The sequence below is a fragment of the Methylobacterium radiodurans genome (assembly GCF_003173735.1).
In the GTDB taxonomy this organism is placed as follows: domain Bacteria; phylum Pseudomonadota; class Alphaproteobacteria; order Rhizobiales; family Beijerinckiaceae; genus Methylobacterium; species Methylobacterium radiodurans.
In genome coordinates this window covers 118548-140778 of sequence record NZ_CP029551.1, presented here as the reverse complement: position 1 = coordinate 140778, position 22231 = coordinate 118548, and the positions used below count along the sequence as shown (strand labels likewise).

General features: G+C 68.5%; 14 protein-coding genes. 5 read left to right on the top strand and 9 right to left on the bottom strand.

The window, feature by feature from the left end:
• Positions 1-32: 32 nt before the first annotated feature.
• On the bottom strand, positions 33-1550 hold the full coding sequence (locus DK427_RS00565; RefSeq protein ID WP_109949562.1) for an HlyD family type I secretion periplasmic adaptor subunit: 1518 nt from the start codon (positions 1548-1550) through the stop codon (positions 33-35).
• Positions 1547-3772 carry a type I secretion system permease/ATPase gene (locus tag DK427_RS00560; RefSeq protein WP_109949561.1) on the bottom strand — a complete coding sequence of 742 codons (2226 nt, stop codon included), beginning with the start codon at positions 3770-3772 and terminating at the stop codon, positions 1547-1549. Before DK427_RS00560 ends, DK427_RS00565 begins: the two co-directional genes overlap by 4 nt.
• Before the next feature lie 576 nt (positions 3773-4348).
• Here DK427_RS00560 and DK427_RS00555 point away from each other — a divergent pair.
• Both DK427_RS00555 and DK427_RS00550 read left to right on the top strand, forming a co-directional pair.
• Positions 4349-4756 carry a Ros/MucR family transcriptional regulator gene (locus tag DK427_RS00555; RefSeq protein ID WP_109949560.1) on the top strand — a complete coding sequence of 136 codons (408 nt, stop codon included), beginning with the start codon at positions 4349-4351 and terminating at the stop codon, positions 4754-4756.
• Positions 4757-4850: 94 nt separating this feature from the next.
• The gene (locus DK427_RS00550; RefSeq protein ID WP_109949559.1) at positions 4851-5057 is read left to right on the top strand and encodes a hypothetical protein; all 207 of its coding nucleotides are present in this window, start codon (positions 4851-4853) and stop codon (positions 5055-5057) included.
• A 76-nt stretch (positions 5058-5133) separates the two neighbouring features.
• On the opposite strand, the gene DK427_RS00545 is transcribed toward DK427_RS00550, so the two are convergent.
• Positions 5134-5349: a hypothetical protein gene (locus tag DK427_RS00545; RefSeq protein ID WP_109949558.1), complete on the bottom strand. Its 216-nt coding sequence runs from the start codon at positions 5347-5349 to the stop codon at positions 5134-5136.
• A gap of 380 nt (positions 5350-5729) precedes the next feature.
• On the opposite strand from DK427_RS00545, the gene DK427_RS00540 reads away from it, so the two are divergent.
• Both DK427_RS00540 and DK427_RS00535 read left to right on the top strand, forming a co-directional pair.
• On the top strand, positions 5730-6353 hold the full coding sequence (locus DK427_RS00540; RefSeq protein WP_109949557.1) for a DNA-3-methyladenine glycosylase family protein: 624 nt from the start codon (positions 5730-5732) through the stop codon (positions 6351-6353).
• A 286-nt stretch (positions 6354-6639) separates the two neighbouring features.
• The gene (locus DK427_RS00535) at positions 6640-6849 is read left to right on the top strand and encodes a hypothetical protein (protein ID WP_109949556.1); all 210 of its coding nucleotides are present in this window, start codon (positions 6640-6642) and stop codon (positions 6847-6849) included.
• 34 nt (positions 6850-6883) lie between these two features.
• On the opposite strand, the gene DK427_RS00530 is transcribed toward DK427_RS00535, so the two are convergent.
• From DK427_RS00530 to DK427_RS00505, 6 genes are all read right to left on the bottom strand, one after another.
• Positions 6884-8059 carry a YncE family protein gene (locus DK427_RS00530; RefSeq protein ID WP_204165242.1) on the bottom strand — a complete coding sequence of 392 codons (1176 nt, stop codon included), beginning with the start codon at positions 8057-8059 and terminating at the stop codon, positions 6884-6886.
• Between the two features lie 415 nt (positions 8060-8474).
• A complete protein-coding gene (locus tag DK427_RS00525) occupies positions 8475-11843 on the bottom strand; it encodes a PAS domain-containing protein (RefSeq protein ID WP_425452518.1) in 3369 nt (1122 codons plus the stop codon).
• Positions 11844-12511: 668 nt separating this feature from the next.
• Positions 12512-14278 (bottom strand): monovalent cation:proton antiporter-2 (CPA2) family protein, encoded by a 1767-nt coding sequence (locus tag DK427_RS00520; RefSeq protein WP_109953903.1) that lies wholly within the window; start codon positions 14276-14278, stop codon positions 12512-12514.
• A 103-nt stretch (positions 14279-14381) separates the two neighbouring features.
• Positions 14382-15320 carry a pirin family protein gene (locus DK427_RS00515; RefSeq protein WP_109949554.1) on the bottom strand — a complete coding sequence of 313 codons (939 nt, stop codon included), beginning with the start codon at positions 15318-15320 and terminating at the stop codon, positions 14382-14384.
• Positions 15321-15900: 580 nt separating this feature from the next.
• Complete coding sequence (gene bcsS, locus DK427_RS00510; RefSeq protein WP_245931125.1) at positions 15901-16602, bottom strand: cellulose biosynthesis protein BcsS; 702 nt, start codon at positions 16600-16602, stop codon at positions 15901-15903.
• Between the two features lie 333 nt (positions 16603-16935).
• Positions 16936-19392 carry a response regulator gene (locus DK427_RS00505; RefSeq protein ID WP_109949552.1) on the bottom strand — a complete coding sequence of 819 codons (2457 nt, stop codon included), beginning with the start codon at positions 19390-19392 and terminating at the stop codon, positions 16936-16938.
• A 439-nt stretch (positions 19393-19831) separates the two neighbouring features.
• Here DK427_RS00505 and bcsA point away from each other — a divergent pair, with 439 nt between their 5' ends.
• The gene (gene bcsA / locus DK427_RS00500; protein WP_109949551.1) at positions 19832-22231 is read left to right on the top strand and encodes a UDP-forming cellulose synthase catalytic subunit; all 2400 of its coding nucleotides are present in this window, start codon (positions 19832-19834) and stop codon (positions 22229-22231) included.

The following is a 22231-nucleotide window of genomic DNA, read 5'->3' as shown; positions in this document are numbered from 1 at the left end:
GAGGCGCTCAGCGCTCGATGATCAGAAGGCGCTCAGCGCTCGTGGCCCGCGGTCGATGTCGTCTCGCGGATCGGTGCGAACAGGTAATCGATCACCCGGCGCGAGCCGGTCTGGACCTCGACGGTCGCGGTCATGCCGGGGGTGAGCGGCAGGTTCTTGCCGTCGACGAGGAGCGTCGTCTTGCTGAGCGCGATCACGACCGGAAAGACGAGGTTCTGGCCGGCCGGCGTCGCTGAGAAGATCGAGCTGTTCTGCGCACGCGAGGCCGTCGCCGCATCCGAGGTCTGGGACGCGTCCTTGGCGTCGACCGCGTCGCGCGAGACCCGCACCACGCGGCCGTCGAGGGTGCCGTAGCGGGTGAACGGGAAGGCGTTGACCTTGATCGTCGCCTCCTGGCCGATCTCGACGAAGCCGATATCCGTGTTCTGGACCAGGGCTTCGATCTCGATGTTGCCCTCGCTCGGCACGATCACCATCAGCGGCTGGCCGGTGGTGACGACCTGGCCGATCGTCGTCACGGCGAGCTGCTGCACGGTGCCGCTGATCGGGGCCCGCAGTGTCATGCGATCGACGCGGAAGCTCGCCTTGGCGAGATCCTCCTTGAACCGGTCGAGCTTGCGCTGCGCGTCGGTCAGCTTCTGGGCCTGCTCGGCCACCGACTGCTTCTGGAGCTGCTCCAGCTTCTTCACGAGCGAGATGCCGGCGGCCTCGGCCTGCATCATCTGGCCCTTGTCGTAGGCGAGGTTCGTCAGCTCGCTTTCCAGCGCCTGCTGCGACTCGAGCAGGGCGGCGCGGGTGCCGGCGGCGCGCACCACCAGCTCCTGCTTCATGCCGAGACGTTCCTTCAGGACGTCGATCAGGCGCGTGCGGGCCGCGACGCTGCCGGCGAGCCGGGACTTGAGCGCGTCGTTCTCGCCGACCTGACCCTCGAGGCTCGCCTTGGCCGATATGTACTGGGCGAGCTCGGCGACGAGCACGCTCTCCTCCCGCAGCCGGATCTCGGCGCCGATCTCCTCCGGGAAATCGATCTTCGGCGGCACGGTGGCGCCACTCTCGAGAGCCTTGATCTCGGCCTGCCGGCGCGGGATCTCGGCGCGCAGCGACCAGATGTCCCAGGACGAGGCCTGCTTGTCTGCGTTGGCGACGGTGGGATCGAGTTCGAGCAGGATATCGCCTGCCCGCACCTGCGTGCCGTTCTCGACGCGGATCGCCTTGACGGCGCCGGGATCGAGCGGCTGGATCACCTTCGAGCGGCCCGCCACCTGCACGCGTCCGGTGGCGATCGCGAAGATGTCGAGCTTGGCGAAGCAGCTCCAGACGAGGGCCGCCGCGAGCGCGCCGCAGAGCAGCCAGAGCGCGGCCACCCGCTGGGGCGAGGGCGGCGTCTCAAGGATCTCGAGATGGGCGGGCAGGAACTCGGTATCGTCCGTGCGCCCCGAGAGCAGCGAGGACCCCGAGATGTAGGTGCGAATCCGCCCGGTGACCGGGCCGGCCCGCACCGTCACAGCCTTGCCGATGGCGTTGGCGCGACTGAGGACGAGGTCGTTCATGCCGCGATGGTCTCCCCCGATTGCAGGCGCCACAGGCGGCCGTAGAGGCTGTTCGGCCTTGCCACCAACTCGGCGTGAGAACCGTCCTCGACCAGCATGCCGTCCTTCAGCGCGATGATGCGGTCGGCGTCGCGGACCGCGGCCAGACGGTGGGCGATAATGATGACCGTCCGGTTGCGGACAATGTGGCGCATGTTCTCCTGGATGATGCGCTCGCTCTCGTAGTCGAGGGCGGAGGTGGCCTCATCGAAGATCAGGATGCGCGGATTGATGGCGAGCGCCCGGGCGATCGCGAGGCGCTGGCGCTGGCCGCCTGAGAGGTTGCCGCCGCGCTCCTCGATAAGGGTATCGTAGCCGAGCGGCAGGCGGTTGATGAATTCGTCGGCGCCCGCGAGCCGGGCGACCCCTACCACCTGAGCCCGCGACATGGCGGGGTTGGCCAGCGCGATGTTCTCGTGGACCGTGCGGTTGAAAAGCAAGTTCTCCTGCAGCACCACGCCGATCTGGCGACGTAGCCAGGTCGGATCGACCTGCGCGATGTCGATGCCGTCGACGAGCACCTGTCCCTTCTCGGGTTGGTACAGGCGCTGCATCAGCTTGGTGAGCGTCGACTTGCCCGAGCCGGACGGGCCGACGATGCCCACGACCTGCCCGGCCGGAATGTCGAGCGAGACGTTCCTCAGCACCTCATTGCCGCCAGGCTGGTAGCGGAACACGATGTTGCGCAGCTGGATGCTGCCGCGGGCCGGCGGCAGCGAGGCCTGGGCCATGGCGCGGCTCTCGACGGGCGCGTTCATCACGTCGCCGAGGCGCTCGACCGAGACCTTTACCTGCTGGAAGTCCTGCCAGAGCTGCGACAGGCGCAGGATCGGTGCGGTGACCTGGCCCATCAGCATGTTGAAGGCGATGAGCGAGCCGACGCTGAGCTCGCCCGCGATCACGGCCTGCGCGCCGAAGAACAGCACCAGGGCCGAGGCGACCTTGTTGATGTACTGGATCGCGTTCTGGCCGAGATTGGCCAGCATCACGCCCTCGAACGAGGAGCGGACGTAAGCCGCCAGCCGCTCCTCCCAGTGGGTGCGCAGCGTCGGCTCGACCGCCATCGCCTTGATGGTCTGTATGCCGACCACCGACTCGACCAGGAACTGCTGGCTCTCGGCGCCGCGGTTGAAGCGCTCCTTCGTCTTGTCGCGCAGGAGCGGGCGGAGCAGCGCGGCGACCAGGATGTAGCACGGGATCGAGGCCAGCACGATCAGCGCCAGCGTCGCCGAGTACATGAACATGATGACGAAGAAGACGCCCGTGAAGACGAGGTCGAGCACCGAACTCAGGCCCTGGCCGGTGAGGAAGTTGCGCACCGCCTCAAGCTCGCGCACGCGAGCCACCGTCTGGCCGGCCGCGCGCGTCTCGAAATAGGCGAGCGGCAGCCGCAGCATGTGGTCGAACAGCTTCGTGCCGAGTTCGACGTCGATGCGGCTCGTCGTGTGCACGAGGATGTAGGTCCGCAGGTACTGGATCGCGACGTTGAAGAAGCCGATCAGGATCAGCCCGACGACGACGAGCACCAGGGTTGAGTAGCCCTTGTGGACCAGCACCTTGTCGATGGTGATCTGCATGAAGAGCGGCGTGATCAGCGCGCAGAGCTGAACGAACAGCGAGGCGACGATCACGCTCATCAGCGGCTTGCGGTAGCGCCAGAGCGACGGCCGGAACCAGGAGAGCCCGAATTCGGACGGCGTATCGGTCATGCGGGCGCGGCGCGCCACCAGGACGATCGTACCGTCCCAGGTCTCGGCCGCGAAGTCGGCGCCTTTCGGCTGCTCGACCTGGCGGGTCGCCGCGTCGATGATCCGGTAGGTGCCGTCCTCGTACCGGCGACCGATCAGGACGAAGCGACCATCCTTGGTCTGGAGGATCGCCGGGAGAGGGATGCTCTCCAGCCGACTCGGCTTCTGGTTCTTCAGGATGCGCGCCTTCAGCCCGAGCAGCTTGGCGCCGCGCACGATGTCGATGGCCGACGAGGGCCGCTCGCCGACCCCCAGCTCGTGCGCGAGCTGGGCGCTGTCGCAGGGCACCTGATGGAACGAGGAGACGAGCGTGAGCGCGCTCAGGCCGGAATCCGGACGGGGCTGAGGCGGCTGGGGTTGGGCCTGCGGCTGGACCGGCGGCTGGACCGGCGGCTGGACCGGCGGCTCTGCGGCGGGCGCCGACGTTGTGCTCATGGATGAACCCCAATCGTGCCTCGGACCGCCCGGGCCGCGTCCCTGACTGCTCAGTCGCGGGTCAGCGCCGCGCAAAGCCACTTCTGATCATTCACCGCGATCCCGATCCCGGACGGCCCCGAAGACGCCGCGCACGCACGGGGCACTCCTGATCGGGGTACGGCACGACGGCCGCGCCCGCGCGAATGGGTTACGCAAGCGCTATGCCCGGCTACGGCGGCGCCTCTGTCGTCGTCCATTGGGGCGAGATCAAGGATCCGCGGCGGCGATCTGTGGCCGGGATCTCTGAATGGTCCCTGCGATCCTGCGGCTCCGGCGGAGCCGTTAAAGTGGGTCCGCCGAGTGACACCGAGTGACTCCGCGTAACACGGGATGACCAGGGCACCAAGATCAGAATTTACATACAACTTCTGTTAGAATATAGTCTCCCCCATCCTGCTTCGAGGGGGGCGGGGGTGGCTTCAATCGCGGGTATCGCGTGTTCGTCGCTGAAGATCAGCGGAGGTCGATCCGTTTCGACCTGCTCATCTGCAGCCCGGCGGGCCGTGTTCGATGCGTTCTCTCGGACTGAACGTCATGCCAGAGCAGACAACACGTATCGAACTCGTCTCTCGAATCGTCACCGCCTATGTCAGCGGCAATGCGGTCGCGGCCTCCGCAATCGACGGCCTGCTGCGCGATGTGGATCGGGCCCTCGCCGGCCTATCCCGTCCCCCCGAGGCGAAGGTCAGCAAGCCGAGCCCCGCCGAGATCAGGGCTTCGATTCGGCCGGACGGTCTGGTCAGCTTCGAGGATGGGCGGACGTACAAGGCGCTGCGGCGTCACCTCACCACCCGCGGGCTGACGCCGGAGGCCTACCGGGCCAAGTGGGGGCTGCCGGTGGATTACCCGCTGGTCTCCGCCGATTACAGCGCGCGCCGCTCCAAGATCTCGCACGCCATCAGCCGGAGACGTGAGCCCCGCAGCCAACTCGCGGCAGAGTAGCCCGGGGCAGTAGCCCGGGGCCGTATCCCAAAGCTTGGAACCTCGACCCAGCCGGCGCACTTGCTTTGCGGATGCCGTGCAGGGACGATCGGCCATGGCGACGGAAACGGGAGCGGACGCGTCGGACGATCCGGCCGAGCGGCTGGAGGTGGTGAACGCGCTGCTGGCGGAATGGGCGGCCTGCTCGACGGAGGAGAGCGCGCCGCTGATCGAGCGCTTCGAGGCGATGGGCTACGCCGTGCGCGGCAAGTCGCGCGAGGAGGTCGCCGAGGTTCTTCGACGACCGCCCGAGCGCGTGTGAGGCTCGGGCTGTCGAGACGTGGCCGGCGGTGCGCCGGGCGCGGCTTGCCCGGCCTGGCACCCCACGGGGTCGGCCCTCAGCGAACGGCCGCTGCCACGATCCGGGTGCTGCCGGGCGCTGCCGAGACCGGATGCGGGGTGGTGGCCAGCTCCGTCGCCGGACGCACGGGACGCGTGCGAGCCTGCTCCCGGTAGAGCGGCGGCGTCACATGGAGGATGTCGTCCGCAACCACAGGGGTCGCGAGGGTGGCAGCAGCGGTCGCGGCCAGTACGGCCAGATGGATCATGCGCATGGATCGGCTCCGATTGGATCGCCGCAGGGGCGATCGATGGAGCGATTGAAGCACGAGCCTCCTGCACCGAGATCTGTGAATTTTGCAGTGCACCATAGTGCGTTGGCGCCAAGGCTTCGCGGTTATCGTGCAGGCTCCCGAGGGCGATCGACCCGACGCGTTTCAGTCCAGTCATGCTTCAGCCGTATGGACGTAGAAGCGCTTGCGCGAACGATCAAATCGAATTTTTGTGCGTCGCAAAATCAATTTGTGACGCCGTCATCTGCTTCGCCTGATGCCTGTCAGGCCGGCTCCAACGCAGGTCTTCGCGCGGACGACCGAGCGCCTCTCGCGTTGGAGCTCGGAACCCTGCTCGAAGCCTTGGTCCCTCGCGTCCCTCGATGAGCCTCGATCCCGACGTCTTCACCTTCCTGTGCCACGCGGCCTCGATGGTCTCCGAGCCCTTGCAGGCGACCTTTGCTCAGATCGGGCCGATCGCGATCCCTGGGCCGACGCATGCCCGCGTGGCAGACCGCCTGTTCGTCGAGGTCATCAACCAGCAGCTCTCGACCCGCGCGGCGCTGGCCATCTGGGGGCGGATCGAGAGCTTGGCGGCCGAGCGGGGCCTCGTGCCGCGCGATCTGTTCGCGCCGGAGGAGGAGGCTGCTCTGCGCGGGTGCGGCGTGTCCGGCAACAAGGTCCGCGCCCTCTTGGCGATCCGCGACGCGGAGGCGGCCGGCCTTCTCGACGCGAACCTGACGCGGCTGCCCCAGGCGGAACGGTCGGCGGTGCTCTGCCGAATTCGGGGTGTCGGACCTTGGACCGCCGACATGATCGGCATCTTCCACTTCCGCGATCCCGACATCTGGCCGCGCGGAGACGTTGCCGCGGTCGGCACCCTGCGACGGCTCAGCGGCCGGGACGACGACGTCGCCGTCGCTGCGGCCTTCGCCCCGTACCGCTCGATCCTGGCGCGCTACATGTGGCGGGCCCGGGATCTCGAGCCCGGTTCCACGCCGGCCTGACACCGTCGTTCCGGCGGTCATGCGATCGCCGCGGAGGCCGCCTGCAACGATTGGGGCACTCGCACATTTACGCTTGACGAACCGGCGCGCGCGTATCATCCGCTGATGGCCCGCGTCACCGTCCTCAAGGCCGGCCGCGCGGTCTCACAGGAATCCGGAACCCCATGCCCGACGACAGTAGTCGATCGACCAAGCCGCCTGCGGCCCGTCGCGCGTTCGGCGCCTGATCCCCGGATCGGCTCCCTCCCGACCGGCCGAAAGGCGGCTGGTCGCAACGAGGTGAGCCATGACCTTCTCGAACGTATCTACCCGCCGTGCCGCACGTGCGGGAACCGATCGCAGCGTCCTCGTCATCGCGTTCATGATGGCGCTGGTCTTCGTCCCCGTCCTCGCCATGCACGCTGCCGTGCTGTCGCTCGGGCCGGACGGTACGCTCTCGCCCCTGCGCGACGGGGTCGCACAGGTCTCCAAGTTGCTGGAACGCGCGCCCGGTTGATCGCCGGGGTGTTGCTCCATGGCGGCTCGTGGCCTCAGGGCCTGCCGCGCAGTGAGGCCGGCTGACCCGGCAGAGCGAGGCGGACGCCCGTGTCCCGGATCGCGTCGCCCTCGATCCGGTACACGCCGAGGCTACGGTCGGTGTAATTGCCGATGTAGACGTAGGCCCCACTCGGATCGAAGGCGATGCCCTGGACCACGGCACCGGCCGGTGCCTCGCCGAGATAGCGCAACCGTCCCTCCGGAAGGATCGCCACCAGCACGGCCGCGCTTGCCGGCGTGTAGGCGTGGCTCGCCTGAGGTGCGGCCGAGCCCTTCACGACGGCGACAGCCGCCCTGCGGCCGTCCGGGCTGATCGCCAAAGTCTCCGCGGTATCGCCGACTTCGAGGTGGTCGAGGACCGCCGGATGCGCGGTCCCGGCCCGGATCAGCGCGACCGTGTCGGCATGGCCGTCGCTCGGCGCCGGACCGGTATTGCCGGCGAGCGCGAAGGCGCCGTCCGGCGTCACCTCCAGGCCGTAGGTGCCGGGTCCGACCGGCATGTCGAGCGCGGGATCGTGACGCCACTGTCCGTCCACGAGGGTCAACACGCCGACCGTGCCGGCCTTGTTCTTGGCAATGTAGGCCCGCTGCCCATCGGGCGCGAGGGCGACGGCGGCGGCCTCCGCCCCGACATCCACCTCGGCCACGACACGCACGTTCCGGTCTCGGATCGCCAGGACCGACACGCTGCGGCTCTCCCGGTTGGCTACCAGCGCGATGTCGCCGGTCCTGGCGATCGCGAGGCCGGAGGGCTGGCGGCCGACGCGGATCGTCTCGATCAGGGCAGGGGGCTCGGCCGCCAGATCGACGACGTGCAGGCGGTCATCCGCCTGTGCCCACCAGTTCGCCCCCTCCTGCCGCATCGTGACTGGGCTGGTGACGAGGCCGAGACGCCCGTCGGGCGTGATCTGCAGGTTGGTCGGCGGCCCGTAGACGGAGGTGTCGAGGCCCAGCACATGAGCGAGGCGCGGGCGCGCCGGATCCGAGATGTCGACGACGGCGAGCCCGTCTTGGCCGTTCGGGCCGTTCACCGAGCCTTCGGACCGGAAGAATGTCTTGCCGTCGAGACCCACGAGCAGGAAGGCGCGCTCCTCTCGCGCACCGGCATCGCCGGCCAGCAATAGGGTGATCGAGAGCAGGCTGGCAGCCCAGTACAATCCGATCTGCATCACTTGTCTCACGAACCGACCGGGCGGTTCTTGCCCCGGCGCAAGCGAGCTTGCGCCCTGGCGGAACGCTCCGTGGAAAATCGGACGTCGAGACGGGCGCGAGTTGTGCAGAGATCGGCGCAAGATCGGGAAGGGTAAGATCGACAGCTGGTGCATGTCGGTCACAGAGTGTGCTCCGGGCGCAGGGATTAGGCGCCCTGATGAGCCGGTTTCAACCGCTCGCGGTCCCGCGAAATGTCTACCTGCAGGCAACTGAGTTAGCTCCGAACGGCCAGGTTTGGCCGAAAGCGGACCTTTGCCGCGCCCTTGATCCGGGGGCAAAATCGTTGGTCCGAGCTGGGCAGCTGGCTTGGCAGCTGAGTGCGCGGGCGGGCGTGGCGAAGGCGAGGTGACGGCCTCCACGACGTTTCGCCGATCAATGTCCAGCCATGAGCATGGCGAGACTCGACGCTAGCTCGTCCTTGCGGAACGGCTTGGTCAAGCGCGCTAGGTTCGGGTCCACTCCCGCGCGCTCGGCGTAGCCAGACACCAGCAGCACGGGCATGCTAGGTTTGATTGCCCGTATTTCACGGGCCAACTCGGTTCCGCTGATGCCCGGCATGAGGTGGTCGGTCACAAGAAGGTCGAAGTGCTCGCCTTCGCTGATGAGGTGAAGCGCCTCCTCGGCGGACATGGCTTCGACCACCGCATAGCCAAGGTCGCTCAGCATATCTGCGGTGCTCATCCGCACGAGTTCCTCGTCATCGACAAGGAGGGCCGTTCCACGCGTCGCGGGCATCTGGGACGTCCCTGCCGCCGGCCTGACCGCCTCTTGCCTCCCTGTGCTTTGAGGAAGCCACAGCTCGACAGTCGTGCCGAGCCCGGGCCGGCTCTGGATCGCGAGCGCGCCGCCGAGCTGAGACGCAAGCCCATGCACCATCGAAAGCCCGAGGCCCGTCCCCTTGCCGATGCCTTTGGTCGAGAAGAACGGCTCGATGGCGCGCGCGATCGTCGCCTCATCCATGCCAGCGCCCGTGTCGGAGACAGACATGCAAAGGTATCGACCGGCTCGTAGCTTGGTAGGTTGATTCGCGCTTATGTCTTCCAGCCGAGTCGAGATGCGGAGCGTGCCACCACGTTCCCCCATCGCATCCCGCGCATTTACGGCAAGGTTCAGAAGCGCCATCTCGAGCTGGTTCGGGTCGGCGTTCGCCGGTGGCAGATCGTCCGGAGTTTCGACCACGACTTTGATCTGCGGGCCAGTGGTGCTTGCGACCAGTTCGCCCATGCCTGCGACCAGTTTCGCGAGGTCGACGGGCACCGGCTGAAGTGGCTGACGGCGCGCAAACGCAAGCAGTCGCTGGACCAGCGTCTTTGCTCGCTCGGCCGATTGCATCGCGCCCGCTATGAGGCGTTGCTCGCGCGCACCGCCGAGCTGCCTTCGTTGCAGCAGGTCGAGGGAGCCGACGATCGGTGTCAGCAGATTGTTGAAGTCATGCGCGACCCCACCAGTCAGCTGCCCCATCGCTTCCATCTTCTGCGACTGGCGCAGCGCGTCCTGCGCCTCGGCGAGTTGAGCCTCCCGACTTAGTCGCTCCGTCACGTCGTTTGCGAATTGATAGAACCCTACCTGATTGCCGCTTTCGTCGCGGAGAGGTCGGACGTTCACTTCGTAGTAGAAGCGATCACGATTCAGGTTGCTATACTCTTCAACGAAGGTCACCGGCTCGCCGCGGATGCCTTGAGCCCACCTGTTCCGCACCTGCGTCTGATGCTCCGGTTGATCAGCGAGCAGCTCCAACAGGTTGTCGCCTGCCTTGGGACGCACAGCGTAGATACGCTCGAACGCGTCGGCATTGGCGGCATTGATGGCGAGGATGTTGTATTCAAGATCGATCGCCATGATCATGACGTCAGTCATCTCGACGAGCTTCGCGAGCATGTTGCGCTCGGCAATCGCCTCAGCGACACGCCGCTCAAGCGTGTCGTTCAATTCGCGAAGCTGGTCTTCGACGCGCGCACGTTCAATGGCTGTCTTGACGCGCTCGCCGATCTCCTGGAACAGGCCTTCTTCCGAAGATGTCCAACTCCGTGGCCGTGCGCTTTGCAGGGCGAGCATGCTTACCCACCGTTCGTTCTCGAACAGCACAACATCGAGGTAGGCGCCGACCTGCCTGCCCAGGAGGCCCGATCGCGCGTCTTCACTGAATCGCGCATCCGTGCGGACGTCGTCGACTTTGACGATGGGGCGCTCATGGTAGGCGCGCAGCAGGTCCGGTCCGAACGCCGTCAGATCGTGCTCACCGACGAGTGAGCCGACGCCCCTCGTGTAATCGCGCTCCACCCTCATCAGGCTGCCAAAGAACTCAGCGTAGAACACCCGGCTCAGGCCGAAGCGTTCGCCGAGACGCTCGGCCGCCGCCGAGGCGATCTCTGCCGGCGTTCTGAGTGAACGCATCGCGTCTGAGAGCGAGAGCAGGAACGACTGCCTCGCCTCGCTCTCGCGCAGCTTAGCCTGGGCCGTTGTCCGTTCGATCGCGTCGGCCGCTTGGCGGGCGAGCACGTCGAAGAGCCTGAGGTCGCGCTCCGGAGGCGTGTGCGGGTGCTTCCAGTGCGTCGAGATCATGCCGATGAGCTTGCCCGAGCGGGACAACAGCGGCGTCGTCTGGACCGCGCGCATGCCCGTCCAGCGGTAGGACTGAAGATCGCCGCTGTCCTGGGGGAGTCCGCACTCCTGCACGTTGGGTACGATCACGCGCTCGCCCGTCGTCAGGGCGATGCCGCACGTGCTCTTGGAACTCGCGTCGACCGTCTGCCAAAAGGCTGCCGAGCGCGGGTCATAGCCGCGATGCGCCAAGAGCTTGAGGTCACCTGCCGCATCCAGCATCTGGATGCTTGCGCAGTCGGACCTCATCAAATCGGCGGCGGCGGTGAGGATCGCGTCGTAGACCGCCTGCGGAGCATCGTCGCTGACCAGGAGCGTGCTGACCTCTTGCAACCGCCCGAGCGCCGCGACTTCGGCGGCCAGCGCCGCCTCGGCCTCGTGCTCGGAAGTCCTGTCGCGAAACATGCCGAGATCGCGGCCGCCCTCGGCATCGAGCCGCATCGTGAGCCCTGAGGCCCGGAACCGGCTGCCGTCCTTGCGCATGTGCCCGCGTTCGTTCAGCGCACGAGCGCGGTTCATCGCCCGGTTCAACGCGTCGCTGGCCCCGCCCACAGCCCGGTCTTCAGGGGTGAGCAGGATAACTTCGGACCGCCCGACGGCATCGCTCCCGGCAAAGCCCGTGAGACCCTCCGCGCCCGTGTTCCACGTGGTGATGCCCACGCGATCATCGAGGCCCACGATCGCATAGTCTTCGGCGTCCTCGACGATTTGCCGGTAGCGGATTTCACCCTCGACCAGCGCCCGTTCGGCGCGGCGCTGATCGTCGGCCGCCTTGGTGCCGGTCACCTCGGAGAGCGGATGAAACACACCTTCGACCGTCCCGGTCTCATCGCGCAGGGGCTGGAAGCTGCCCGTGAAGAAGCGCTGCTCGACAAGCCCTGACGGCGTCTGCAGCAGCACCGCATGCTCGTCGATCGAGACCGTCTCGCCTTCGAACACACGGTCGAGGATGGGGCTGAGGAATGTATCGTAAGCCTCGCGCCAAGTCCGGGCCGCCGATCGGCCAAGCGCGGCTGGGTGTCGACACGCCGCAACCGCGATGTACGCGTCGTTGTAGAATTGAACGCGCTCAGGCCCCCAAAGAACCGACGCCGGACTCGGCGACGTGAGCATGATGCTGATCGCCGTCTTCAGGGTCATCGGCCAACCCTCGATGGGGCCGAGTGAGGTCCCGGACCAATTCCGCGCCCCTATGAGCAGGCCGGTCGCGCCGCCGCCGATGAGGAAGGCATGCTGGGTCTTGTCGGCCGGTACAGAGGCCACGAAAGGTCCTTTCCGCGGGCGACCCCCGAACGGATGGCGACGCTTCGGCGCGACACTTACCAAAACTGGGCCGCCTCGTCATGAGCGAACCCGTAAGGCTGAGCTTGATCGGCCCCGTCGCGCTCGGACCTAGACCGGACGCATCGATGGCCGAACGTGGGGGAGGGCCCGCCTCCCGGATCGGTGTCAAGCCGCCCCAACGGCCAGCATCGGCGCGAAGCCGGCGAACACCGCAACCCAAGCGAATGTCCTGTTCGTCAAATCCACTTGCCAAAAGCGGGCCGGCAAAGATCCGCCTATTCCGGTCGTAGGTCGCCGTCCCAAGATGCCGCGAAAGCGGCGGACCTTCCTAGGATCTGCAACGGATCGAGAGCAGCGGTTTGCAGCGAGCCGACTCAGAGCCGGCCCGTGGCGCATCTGAGGCCTGTCATCCCGCCTGTGTCGATGTCCGCTTCGGAGATGCCGGCGATGGGGGACGAATGGCCGGCATCGGCGCAATTGCGAAAGTCCGGTGCCTGGCCGAGTGCCAAGGTCCGTTCGCAGTGCTAACCGGCTCGATGCGTCGAGGCCGCCATGTTGCCTTGGATGAGGTCTCGGCCAGCGTATAGGCCGCCAACCACCTCCAACTCCAGGCGCTCGACATCGCGGCGGCGCACTGCCCCTAAGATCGCGCTCGCCGCCTCGGGTTCGGCCCCGACCGTCAGGAGCGCCTGCTCGCCGAGGATCAGCGCTGACTCGACGGTCTCGCGGATCTGATACGCCACGCCCGCCTCGATCAGCGAGACCGCGTGCTCCCGGTCGCGGGCACGGGCCAGGACGGGCACCAGGGGGAACTCCGCCCTGGCGATCTCCGCGATGCGCTTGGCCATCGCAGGGTCGTCGACGCAGATCAGGATCGCCCGGGCCGTTGCGGCGCCGGCCGCGCGCAGGATGTCCAGCCGCGTACCATCACCGTAATAGACCTTGAAGCCGAAGCCCTCTGCGAGGCGGATGTTGCTCGGATTCGTATCGATGATCGAGACGGAGCAACCCTGCGCGATCAGCGGCTGGCTCGCAATCTGTCCGAAGCGGCCGAAGCCGACGATCAGGGCGCTACCGACGAGATCCTCGGGCGCCTCGATGCCGTCCGTGGACGCGGAAGCCTTCGGGCCCAGGCGATCGAAGGCGATGACCATCAGCGGCGTGATCGCCATCGACAGGATGACAGTGGCGGTCAGGACGGCATTTGTGGTCCCGTCGATGATGCCCGCGCTCGCGGCCGCCGTGTAGAGCACGAAGGCGAACTCGCCGCCCTGGGCCATCAGAGCCGCACGCTCCAGCGACTCGGCGTGCGAGGCGCGCAGGACCCGGGCCACCCCGTAGATGAGCAGGCCCTTGACGGCCATGTAGGCGGCAACCCCCGCGACGATCAGGCCGGCATTCGCGGCGATCACGCTCAGATCGAGCGACATGCCGACGCCCAGGAAGAACAGTCCGAGCAGGATGCCCCGGAACGGCTCCACATCAGCCTCCAGTTGGTGACGGAAGCTCGATTCGGAGAGGAGGACGCCCGCCAGGAAGGCACCCATGGCCATGGAGAGGCCGCCCAGCTGCATGGCAAGTGCCGAGCCGAGCACGACCAGGAGGGCTGCCGCCGTCATCACCTCGCGCGCCTTCGCGGCGGCGAGCAGGCGGAATAGCGGGTTGAGCAGCCAGCGCCCCGCGGCCACGAGCGCGGCGACCGAGGCCAGGGCGATCGCGACAGCCACGCCGCGCTCCATCCCGCTCGCCTCGCCGCCGCCGGGCGCCAGAAGCGCGACGACGGCCAGGAGAGGTACGATGGCGAGATCCTCGAGGAGCAGGATGGCGACGATGCGCTGGCCCTTCGCAGTCGAGAGCGCGCCGCGCTCCTCGAGGAGCTGCATGACGATCGCGGTCGACGTCAGCACGAAGCCCGTGCCGGCCACGAAGGCCACCGTGACCGAGAAGCTCAGGGCGATCCCGACTAGGGTGAGGGCCGCGATGCAGGCGCCGACCTGGGCGAGGCCGAGGCCGAAAATCGCGCGACGCATGCCCCACAGCCGCGACGGCTCCATTTCCAGCCCGATGATGAAGAGGAACATTACCACGCCGAGCTCGGCCACGTGGAGGATGGCGTGAGCATCCGTGAACAGCCCTAGGCCGAAGGGCCCGATGGCGAGCCCTGCCAGGAGATAGCCCAGCACCGAGCCGAGGCCGAGCCGCTTGAAGACCGGGACGGCGACGACGCCTGCCGCGAGCAGGGAGACGACTTGGACGAGATCGCTTCCCGCACCGGACGCTTCGACAGCCATGGCATCCTCCAACCTCGTGCCCGTGGGAGCGCCCTCGATCGGACGCAGCATAGCGGGAGCGCTCGTTCACGCCGGCGTGAACGAGCGCTCCGTGCCCGTCAACTCAGGGATAGCGGACGGGAGGCGGGTCCTCGGGAAGCGGGATGAACTCGGCATCGTTCGGCACGGTGTCGAACCGGCCCTGGCGCCAATCCTCCTTGGCCTGCGCGATCCGCTCGGGTCGCGAGGAGACGAAGTTCCACCAAAGGTGACGCGGACCGTCCATCGGTTCTCCGCCGAGCACCATAAAGCGGGCGGCCTCCGTCGCTCGCACGGTGATGCGGTCGCCGGGGCGGAAGACCAGCAGTTGCCCGGGGCCGAAGCCGTCGCCGGCGATGTCGATGGCACCCGAGACCGTGTAGATCGCCCGCTCGTCGTAGGTCGGGTCGAGCGGCAGGACGGCGCCAGCCGCCAACGACACGTCGGCGTAGACCATCGGGCTCGATGTCCGCACGGGCGAGCGCGCTCCGAACGCTTCCCCCGCGATCAGCCGGACAGTCTTGCCCTCGCCCGTGAGGACCGGCAGCGCGGCGGCGTCGTAGTGCTCGAAGCCCGGCGCCGTCTCCTCGTCCCGGGCATCGAGGGCGACCCAACTCTGGATGCCGAACAGCCGCGAGCCGGTCTGCCGGAGGTCCGGCGCGGTGCGCTCCGAGTGGGTGATGCCGCGCCCGGCCGTCATCCAGTTCAGCTCGCCCGGCCGGATCGGCAACTGCGTGCCCAGACTGTCTCGATGCATGATCTCGCCGTCGAACAGGTAGGTGACGGTGGACAACCCGATATGCGGATGAGGCCGCACGTCCATGCCCTGACCGAGCAGGAACTCGGACGGTCCCATCTGGTCGAAGAAGATGAATGGCCCCACCATCCGGCACTCGGCCGACGGAAGGGCGCGGCGCACGGCGAAAGAGCCGAGATCGCGCGAGCGGGGCACGATCAGGGTCCTGATCGCATCACAGCTGAAATGGTCGCCCGGGATCGGGTCGTCGGCACTGTGCCAGCTCATCGAGATGTCTCCTGATTCGGGCCGATCGGGGGCGGCTCTGTAAGACATTGTGTGCCCCGACGGTGCAGCGAGAAAGTACTCTGCGCGAAGCTGTTTCGAGTGGAAACGGAAACGATTGAAACGCATGGTTTCCATTGTTTTACACGAGCCGTCCCTCGTGTGGGGCAGGCGATCATCGGTGTTGGTTCCCGTGATGTGGTAGTACGGTTGACCATCAAGCTGTGGGGGTGCGGGCTCCGGGCCAAGTTTGCCACGGCAGCGCCCGCGCGACGGAGGCGGTCCCTCTCGCGCGATACAGCGACGTCAGAAAGCGTAAGAGCCGCTGCCAGATGCTACGGCGTCAGCCCGGCCACAATTCAGAAGGGGCGGGCGCGGCGAACGACAGTCTCTATGAAATGCAACCTAAGATTGCGTAGCTGACCCCCCTCATCCCCGCACCGCTTCAAGGGCGGCCGGAGACTCGGGACCGGATCTCTGCCCTCCAGGCGGGTCCCATTTTGGATGCGAGCCGTTCCTGGCGCTGGTCCTGGCGCCGTTTCGGCACGTCGGCCTCGATGCAGGACGTGGGCGGTCGTAGCCCTCAGAAGTTCGCCCGCGCCTCGATGCTCGAGTAGTAGCCCGTGCCCTGGATCCGGTCGCGGACGTAGCCGACGGCGAGCGACATCTGGACCGGGCCGAAGCTCAGGCCTGACAGGTGGGCACCGACACGATATTGCCGGAAGAAATCGTCGCCGAGGAATAGTGCCTCTGGCCCGATATAGACGCCGTCAGCGACCATGTAGCCGACCCGGAAGCGGGAATAGTAGGCGTTGAACTTGGTCGAGTAGGAGCCGTAGGCCGACACCATGGTCCGGTCGGTCGGGTTGGCGTAGAAGTTGCCCGCGACCCGGAAGCCGATCCCGGTGCCGACCACCGGGTTGCCGGGATCGAGGATCGAGAGCTGGTTGCTGCGCACGTTGAAGCCGATGAAGCCGGCAAGCGCTGCGTCCCGCCAGATCCACTCGTAGCCACCCATCAGCGAGCCTTCCTGCTGGTAGCCGGTCACCCGCGAGGCGACCTGCTGACCCGGGTAGGAATAGGTGCCGGCAATCCCCTCGACGCGCACGCGCGCGCCGCTCTGAGTGGGCGGCGCGCCGAGCGCCGCCGTGACCGTGACCGAGCCGAAGGCCGAGCTGTTCGAGGTGATGCTGGTCGAGCCGTCGACCGCGACCGCCCAGCTGTCGTCCACCGCCTGGGCCTGCGCGCCGGTGTACCAGTCGGCACCGCCCGAGGAGACCGGCAGGTCGGCGGCGCCGGCCGAGGCGGCGGCGAGGACGGCGAGTCCCGCGAGGCCGGCCCTTAGGCAAGCCCGGACGGATTGATCCCGGTGTGGAGAAACCACGGCCGCTCGCTCCCGGATACGCACACGCTAACGCACCGATTTCTCCGCCATGACGGTTAACAAGCCTTTCTCCGGATCGAGAAAAGTCGCGTGCGGATTGGCGTAATACCTTCGCGTCGCGCGGCGGAATAAGCATTGGCGTCGCGGACTTGCCGGCATCGCAGATTTACCGGAGCGGCGTGCCCGGGACCGTCCCCATCCAGACGCGGCGCAGCCGTGTCGTGCGGTCGCCGCTCAGGCGGCGCGGGCCTCCGGCGGGCCGAGCAGCGCCATGAGGTCTTCCTGCCGGAAGGGCTTGTCGAGCTGCAGGAACCGGCGGCCTGCCGCGGGCAGGTGTCCGTGCGGGCTCGCCAGGATGACGCGGATGCCCGGATGGCGCTCGACAACGGCCGCGGCGAGCTGCAGTCCGGTCATCACCGGCATCGACTGGTCGGCGATCATCGCGTCGTAGGCGTCGCTCTCGGCGAGCAGCGCCAGGGCGTGCTCGCCCGAGGCCGCCTGGGTGACGCGGTGGCCGAGTTCGGCGAGGGCCTCGGCGACGCTCGCGCGCACGAGACTGTCGCTCTCCACGAGCAGGACCCGCAGGGCGCTGGCCCACGCGGCCGGCTCGGCCGGCGCGGTGCGCTCCGCTGCCCGCAGCCAGATCTCGGCCAGGAAGCCCTCCTCGCTGCCGTCCGAGAGGAGGCGCCACACGCCCCCGGCCTCGGCGATCAGCCGCGCGGCGGTCTCGATCCCGTCCATGCCGACCGCGCGCGCGGGCTCGCCGGGCTGGCGCCGCCCGCTGGCGAGCAGGACGTGCACGTAGGTGCCCTCGGGTAGGCCGGGACCGGCCGGGCCCTCCAGCGGCTCCTTCGCTGCGCCCGCAGTCGCGTCGTCCGCAGTCTCCACGCCCACCAGCTGCTCGGCCGCTCCGACCGCGAAGCCGTGCAGGCCGTGGTCGCGGACGTGGAAGGCGACGTTGAGGAGCGCGATCTCCAGGATGCGCTCGGGGCAGAGCACCCGCGGCAGGTTCGCGGGGACGCGGTCGATCACCGGCGCGTCGCGCAGGACGTTGCCCTGCATGAACGGCAGGAAGGCGGCGACGGTGGCCGCGAGGTCGCTCTCGCCGATGCCCTCCTCCGCGCCCCGGGCGAGGCTCAGCATGCGCCGGGTCAGGGCGGCGCCGCGCTGGGCGCCCGCGAGCGCCGTGTCGGCGAGCCGGGCCAGTTCGGGGTCGAGGCCGGGGCGGCGGCGCAGCACGCCGAGATTGGCCAGCACCACGGTGAGCACGTCGTTGAAATCGTGGACGATGCCGTCGGTGACGCGGCGCAGGACATGGCTGCGGCGGCGCTCGTTCAGACCGGCCGGCGTGTCGGCAGCGGTGTCGAGCGCGCGGCTGAGCGCGTGGACGCGCGCGCGGCCCGCCGCGTCGGTGCCGCGCAGGAAGCGCACCAGCACGCGCGCGCCTCCTCCGTCGGCATCCGGGCGCGTGCGCAGCACCGCGTCGTGCGGGCCGTCGGCGGCGAGCGCCGCCCGCAGGGTGAGGTCGAGGAGGGCGTGGTCGGCCGGCTCGAACCGGGCCGCCAGGTCGGTGAGGTCGGCCGCCCGGTCGGCGGGCGTCCCGGCCTCCTCGCGGTCCGACCAGATCACCTGCCGGGTCTCGGGGTCGATCTCCCAGCAGGTCCAGCCCGACATCGTCTCGAAGATGTGGAGCCGTCCGCGCACGCGGTCGAGGCCGGTATCGGCGCGGGCGAGCCGCGTGTCTGCGCTGCGGGCCCGGTCGTGCAACGAGCCTGTCAGGGCCGCGATCTCGCGCACGGCCGAGACCGGCGCCTCGCTCCCCGCGGGCGCGTCCGCAAGACGCGCCAGGGGGCGGGCCGCGCGGCCGCCGAGCATCCAGCCGAGGGCGCCGGCCGCGAGCACAAGAGCGAGGCCGAGGCCGAGGACGCGCCCGTCCGGCGCGGAGCCGGTTCGCTCCGCGACCGGCCCGTAGCCCGTCACCAGCCAGCCCGGATTGGCGAGATCCTGCCCTCCGCGCGTGGGTGTCGCGGCGTGCGGGCGCGGGTCGTCGGTGGGCGGCAGGCTGCCTGCGAGCGCGCGACCGTCCGCGCCCGTCACCGTGAAGACGAGGTCGGCGGGCAGCGCGAGGGCGCGGCGCACGCGGGCGCCGATCTCCTCGAAGAGGACGGGGGCCGCGCGAAGCTGGAGCCGGTCCGAGCGGCCGGGAGGCCCGAGCGCCAGCGCGACCGTGAAGGCCGCGTCCGCCTCAGGGCCCGCCACGACGGCGACGGCGTTACGCGCCCGCGCGAACCACGGCTCGCGCGCCACGCTGGTGCCGAGGCGGCGCGGCTCGCCCGCGGTCCGCACGGTGCCGTCCAGGCCGATTAGGACCGCGTCGCGGTAGCGCGGGTTGAGGGCGAGCCAGTCCCGGACGAGGTCGGCGCGGGCCGCCTCGGTGAGATCGGGATCGTCCGGGCGCAGCAGCAGTGCGACGTTGCGCGCGTCCGTGACGGCGCCGGTCAGCGCCTCGTCCACGGCTTCGGCGAAGCTGCGCGAGGCCTCCAGCACCCGGCGCCCGCCGGCATCGGGATCGATGCGGTCGGGTACGGCGAGGCCGGCGGCCAGGCAGGCGAGCGCGAAGGCCGCCGCCGCGATGCCGGCGAGCTGGGCCGCGTTCAGAACCTTGAGCGGGATCCGGACGGAGTCCAGCATACGGGGGCACCGGGACGGTTTGCTGAGTGAAGGCCCTCGGGCTTCCGGTGTCCCACGAGGCGGCCAACCCGCTTAAGTTCGGGTTAACGCCGTCCGCATGGCGCGACAAAATACCTTTTTAGGTTGTTCAAGTCGCGATTCTGGTCGCCCTGCGGGTATCGAGCGCCGTGCTGCGCTGCATGAACAGCGGTCGCAGCCCTCTGCAAGTAAAGTATTTTCCACCATGCACCGCTTATATCTCAGCGCCTGTCCTTTACGTCGGTGCCGAAAAATGCTGTTAACCCGGCCATGCTTGACCAGGCATGGGCCGGGTGCTCGGTACTGGTGCATACACAGATGGGTCGGTATCTTCTGGTTGAGACAGAAAATATGGCCCCTGAGCGACAAAGCGACATAATCTGATGTTGAGGCGATCTCCGGTCTTGGAGCGGCGGGCGTGATGTGGGCGGTGCGGTGGCTGGCCTGGATGGGGGTGACGGCGGCCGGCCTCGTCCTGCTCAGCCAGCCCGTCGGCACGCAGAACCAGCTCGCCATGAGCCTTGCCGCCATGGCGGCGATGATCGCGCTCTGGATCTTCCTCGACGGGCCGCGCAGCCGCTTCGTGTTCCTGGCGCTCGGGAGCCTCGTTGTGCTGCGCTATATCCTGTGGCGCGTCACCGACACGCTGCCCTCGCCCGGAGACCCGGTCAGCTTCGGCTTCGGGCTGCTGCTGTTGGTCGGTGAATTGTACTGCGTCTTCATCCTCTTCGTCAGCCTGATCATCAACGCCGAGCCGCTCCGGCGCCGGCCGCCGCCCGCGGCAGCGGCCGCGGATCTGCCCTCCGTCGACGTCTTCGTGCCGAGCTACAACGAGGACGCCGCGATCCTGGCGATGACGCTCGCCGCCGCGCGCCAGATGAACTACCCGCCCGACAAGCTCACCGTCTGGCTGCTCGACGACGGTGGCACCGACCAGAAATGCGCCGACCCGACGCCCGAGAAGGCGGCCGCAGCCCGGGCCCGCCGGGCCGAGCTGCAGGCGCTCTGCGCCGATCTCGGCTGCCGCTACCTGACGCGGGCGCGCAACGAGCACGCCAAGGCCGGCAACCTCAACAATGGGCTCGCCCACGCGCGGGGTGAGATCGTGGTGGTGCTCGACGCCGACCACGTGCCCTTCCGCTCCTTCCTCGGCGAGACGGTCGGCTACTTCGCCGAGGACCCGAAGCTGTTCCTCGTCCAGACCCCGCACGCCTTCCTCAACCCGGACCCGATCGAGCGGAACCTGCGCACCTTCGAGCGCATGCCGTCCGAGAACGAGATGTTCTACTCGGTGACGCAGCGCGGTCTCGACAAGTGGAACGGCTCTTTCTTCTGCGGCTCGGCGGCGCTCCTGCGCCGCACGGCGCTCGATGAGGCCGGGGGGTTCTCGGGCATCACCATCACGGAGGATTGCGAGACCGCCTTCGAGCTGCATTCCCGCGGCTGGACCAGCGCCTACGTCGACACGCCGCTGATCGCCGGCCTCCAGCCCGACACGCTGACCGACTTCATCGGCCAGCGCTCGCGCTGGTGCCAGGGCATGTTCCAGATCCTGCTCCTGAAGAATCCGGTCCTGCAGAAGGGACTCAAGCCGATCCAGAAGATCGCCTACCTGTCGAGCATGACCTTCTGGTTCTTCCCCGTGCCGCGGCTGATCTTCATGTTCGCGCCGTTGCTGCACATCTTCTTCGACCTGAAAATCTTCGTCGCCAGCGTCGACGAGTCGATCGCCTACACGGCGACCTACATCGTCATCAACCTGATGATGCAGAACTACGTCTACGGCAAGTTCCGCTGGCCCTTCGTCTCGGAGCTCTACGAGTACGTCCAGGGCCTCTACCTGTCGAAGGCGATCGTCTCGGTGATCTGGTCGCCGAGAAAGCCGACCTTCAACGTCACCAACAAGGGCGCGACGCTGGAGCACGACCATCTCTCCTCGCTCGCCGGCCCCTTCTTCGCGGTCTACGCCCTGCTGGCGACCGGCTGCGCGGTGGCGGCCTACCGCTACCTGTTCGAGCCGGGCGTGACGAACCTGATGCTGGTCGTCGGCCTGTGGAACTTCTTCAACCTGCTGACCGCGGGCGCCGCGCTCGGTGTCTGCGCCGAGCGGCGACAGCTGGAGCGGATGCCCTCGCTGCCGATCAGCCGGCGCGGGCACCTCACGCTCGGCGGCCGGGCCGTCGACGTGGCGATCGAGCGCGTCTCGGCGGAGGGCTGCACCGTGCGGATGCCGGCCGCCGCCCTCGGCGCGGGCGCCGGCCATCGGCCGCTCCCCGGGAGCCTCGCGGTCGTCCCCGTGGCGGGCGCGCGCGCCGCGGGCGCGCTGCCGGTGGTGCTCGGCCCGGTCGATCGCATGGGCGACGAGGCTGTCTGCCGGCTCGCCTTCGGCGCGCTGCGCGCGCAGGACTACGTCGCGCTCTCCGGCCTGATGTACGGCGACGCCGAGGCCATGCGCCGCTTCCAGATGCGGCGGCGCCGGCACAAGGACCTCTTCACCGGCACGCTGCAATTCGTCTGGTGGGGCCTGGTCGAGCCGATCCGGGCCGTGCGCTACGCCTTCGCGGGCGAGCCCATCGTCTCCGAGGCGGCACCCGCCGAGGCCAGGGTCGCGCCGCCGACCTACGACGTGCCGGAGCCGGCGGCCCCGGAAGCGCGTCCGCCGCTGCCAAACCCGGCTCCCGCGCCGATCCCGGCCGCCCGCGCCGCGGAGCCCGCCCGCGCACCGGCAGAGGCCGAGAGCGACTGGGTCCGCCTGATGCTCGACTTCGAGAACGACCGCGCGCTCGCCGGCCAGGACCGGCGCCGCACGGGCGCGGCGTGA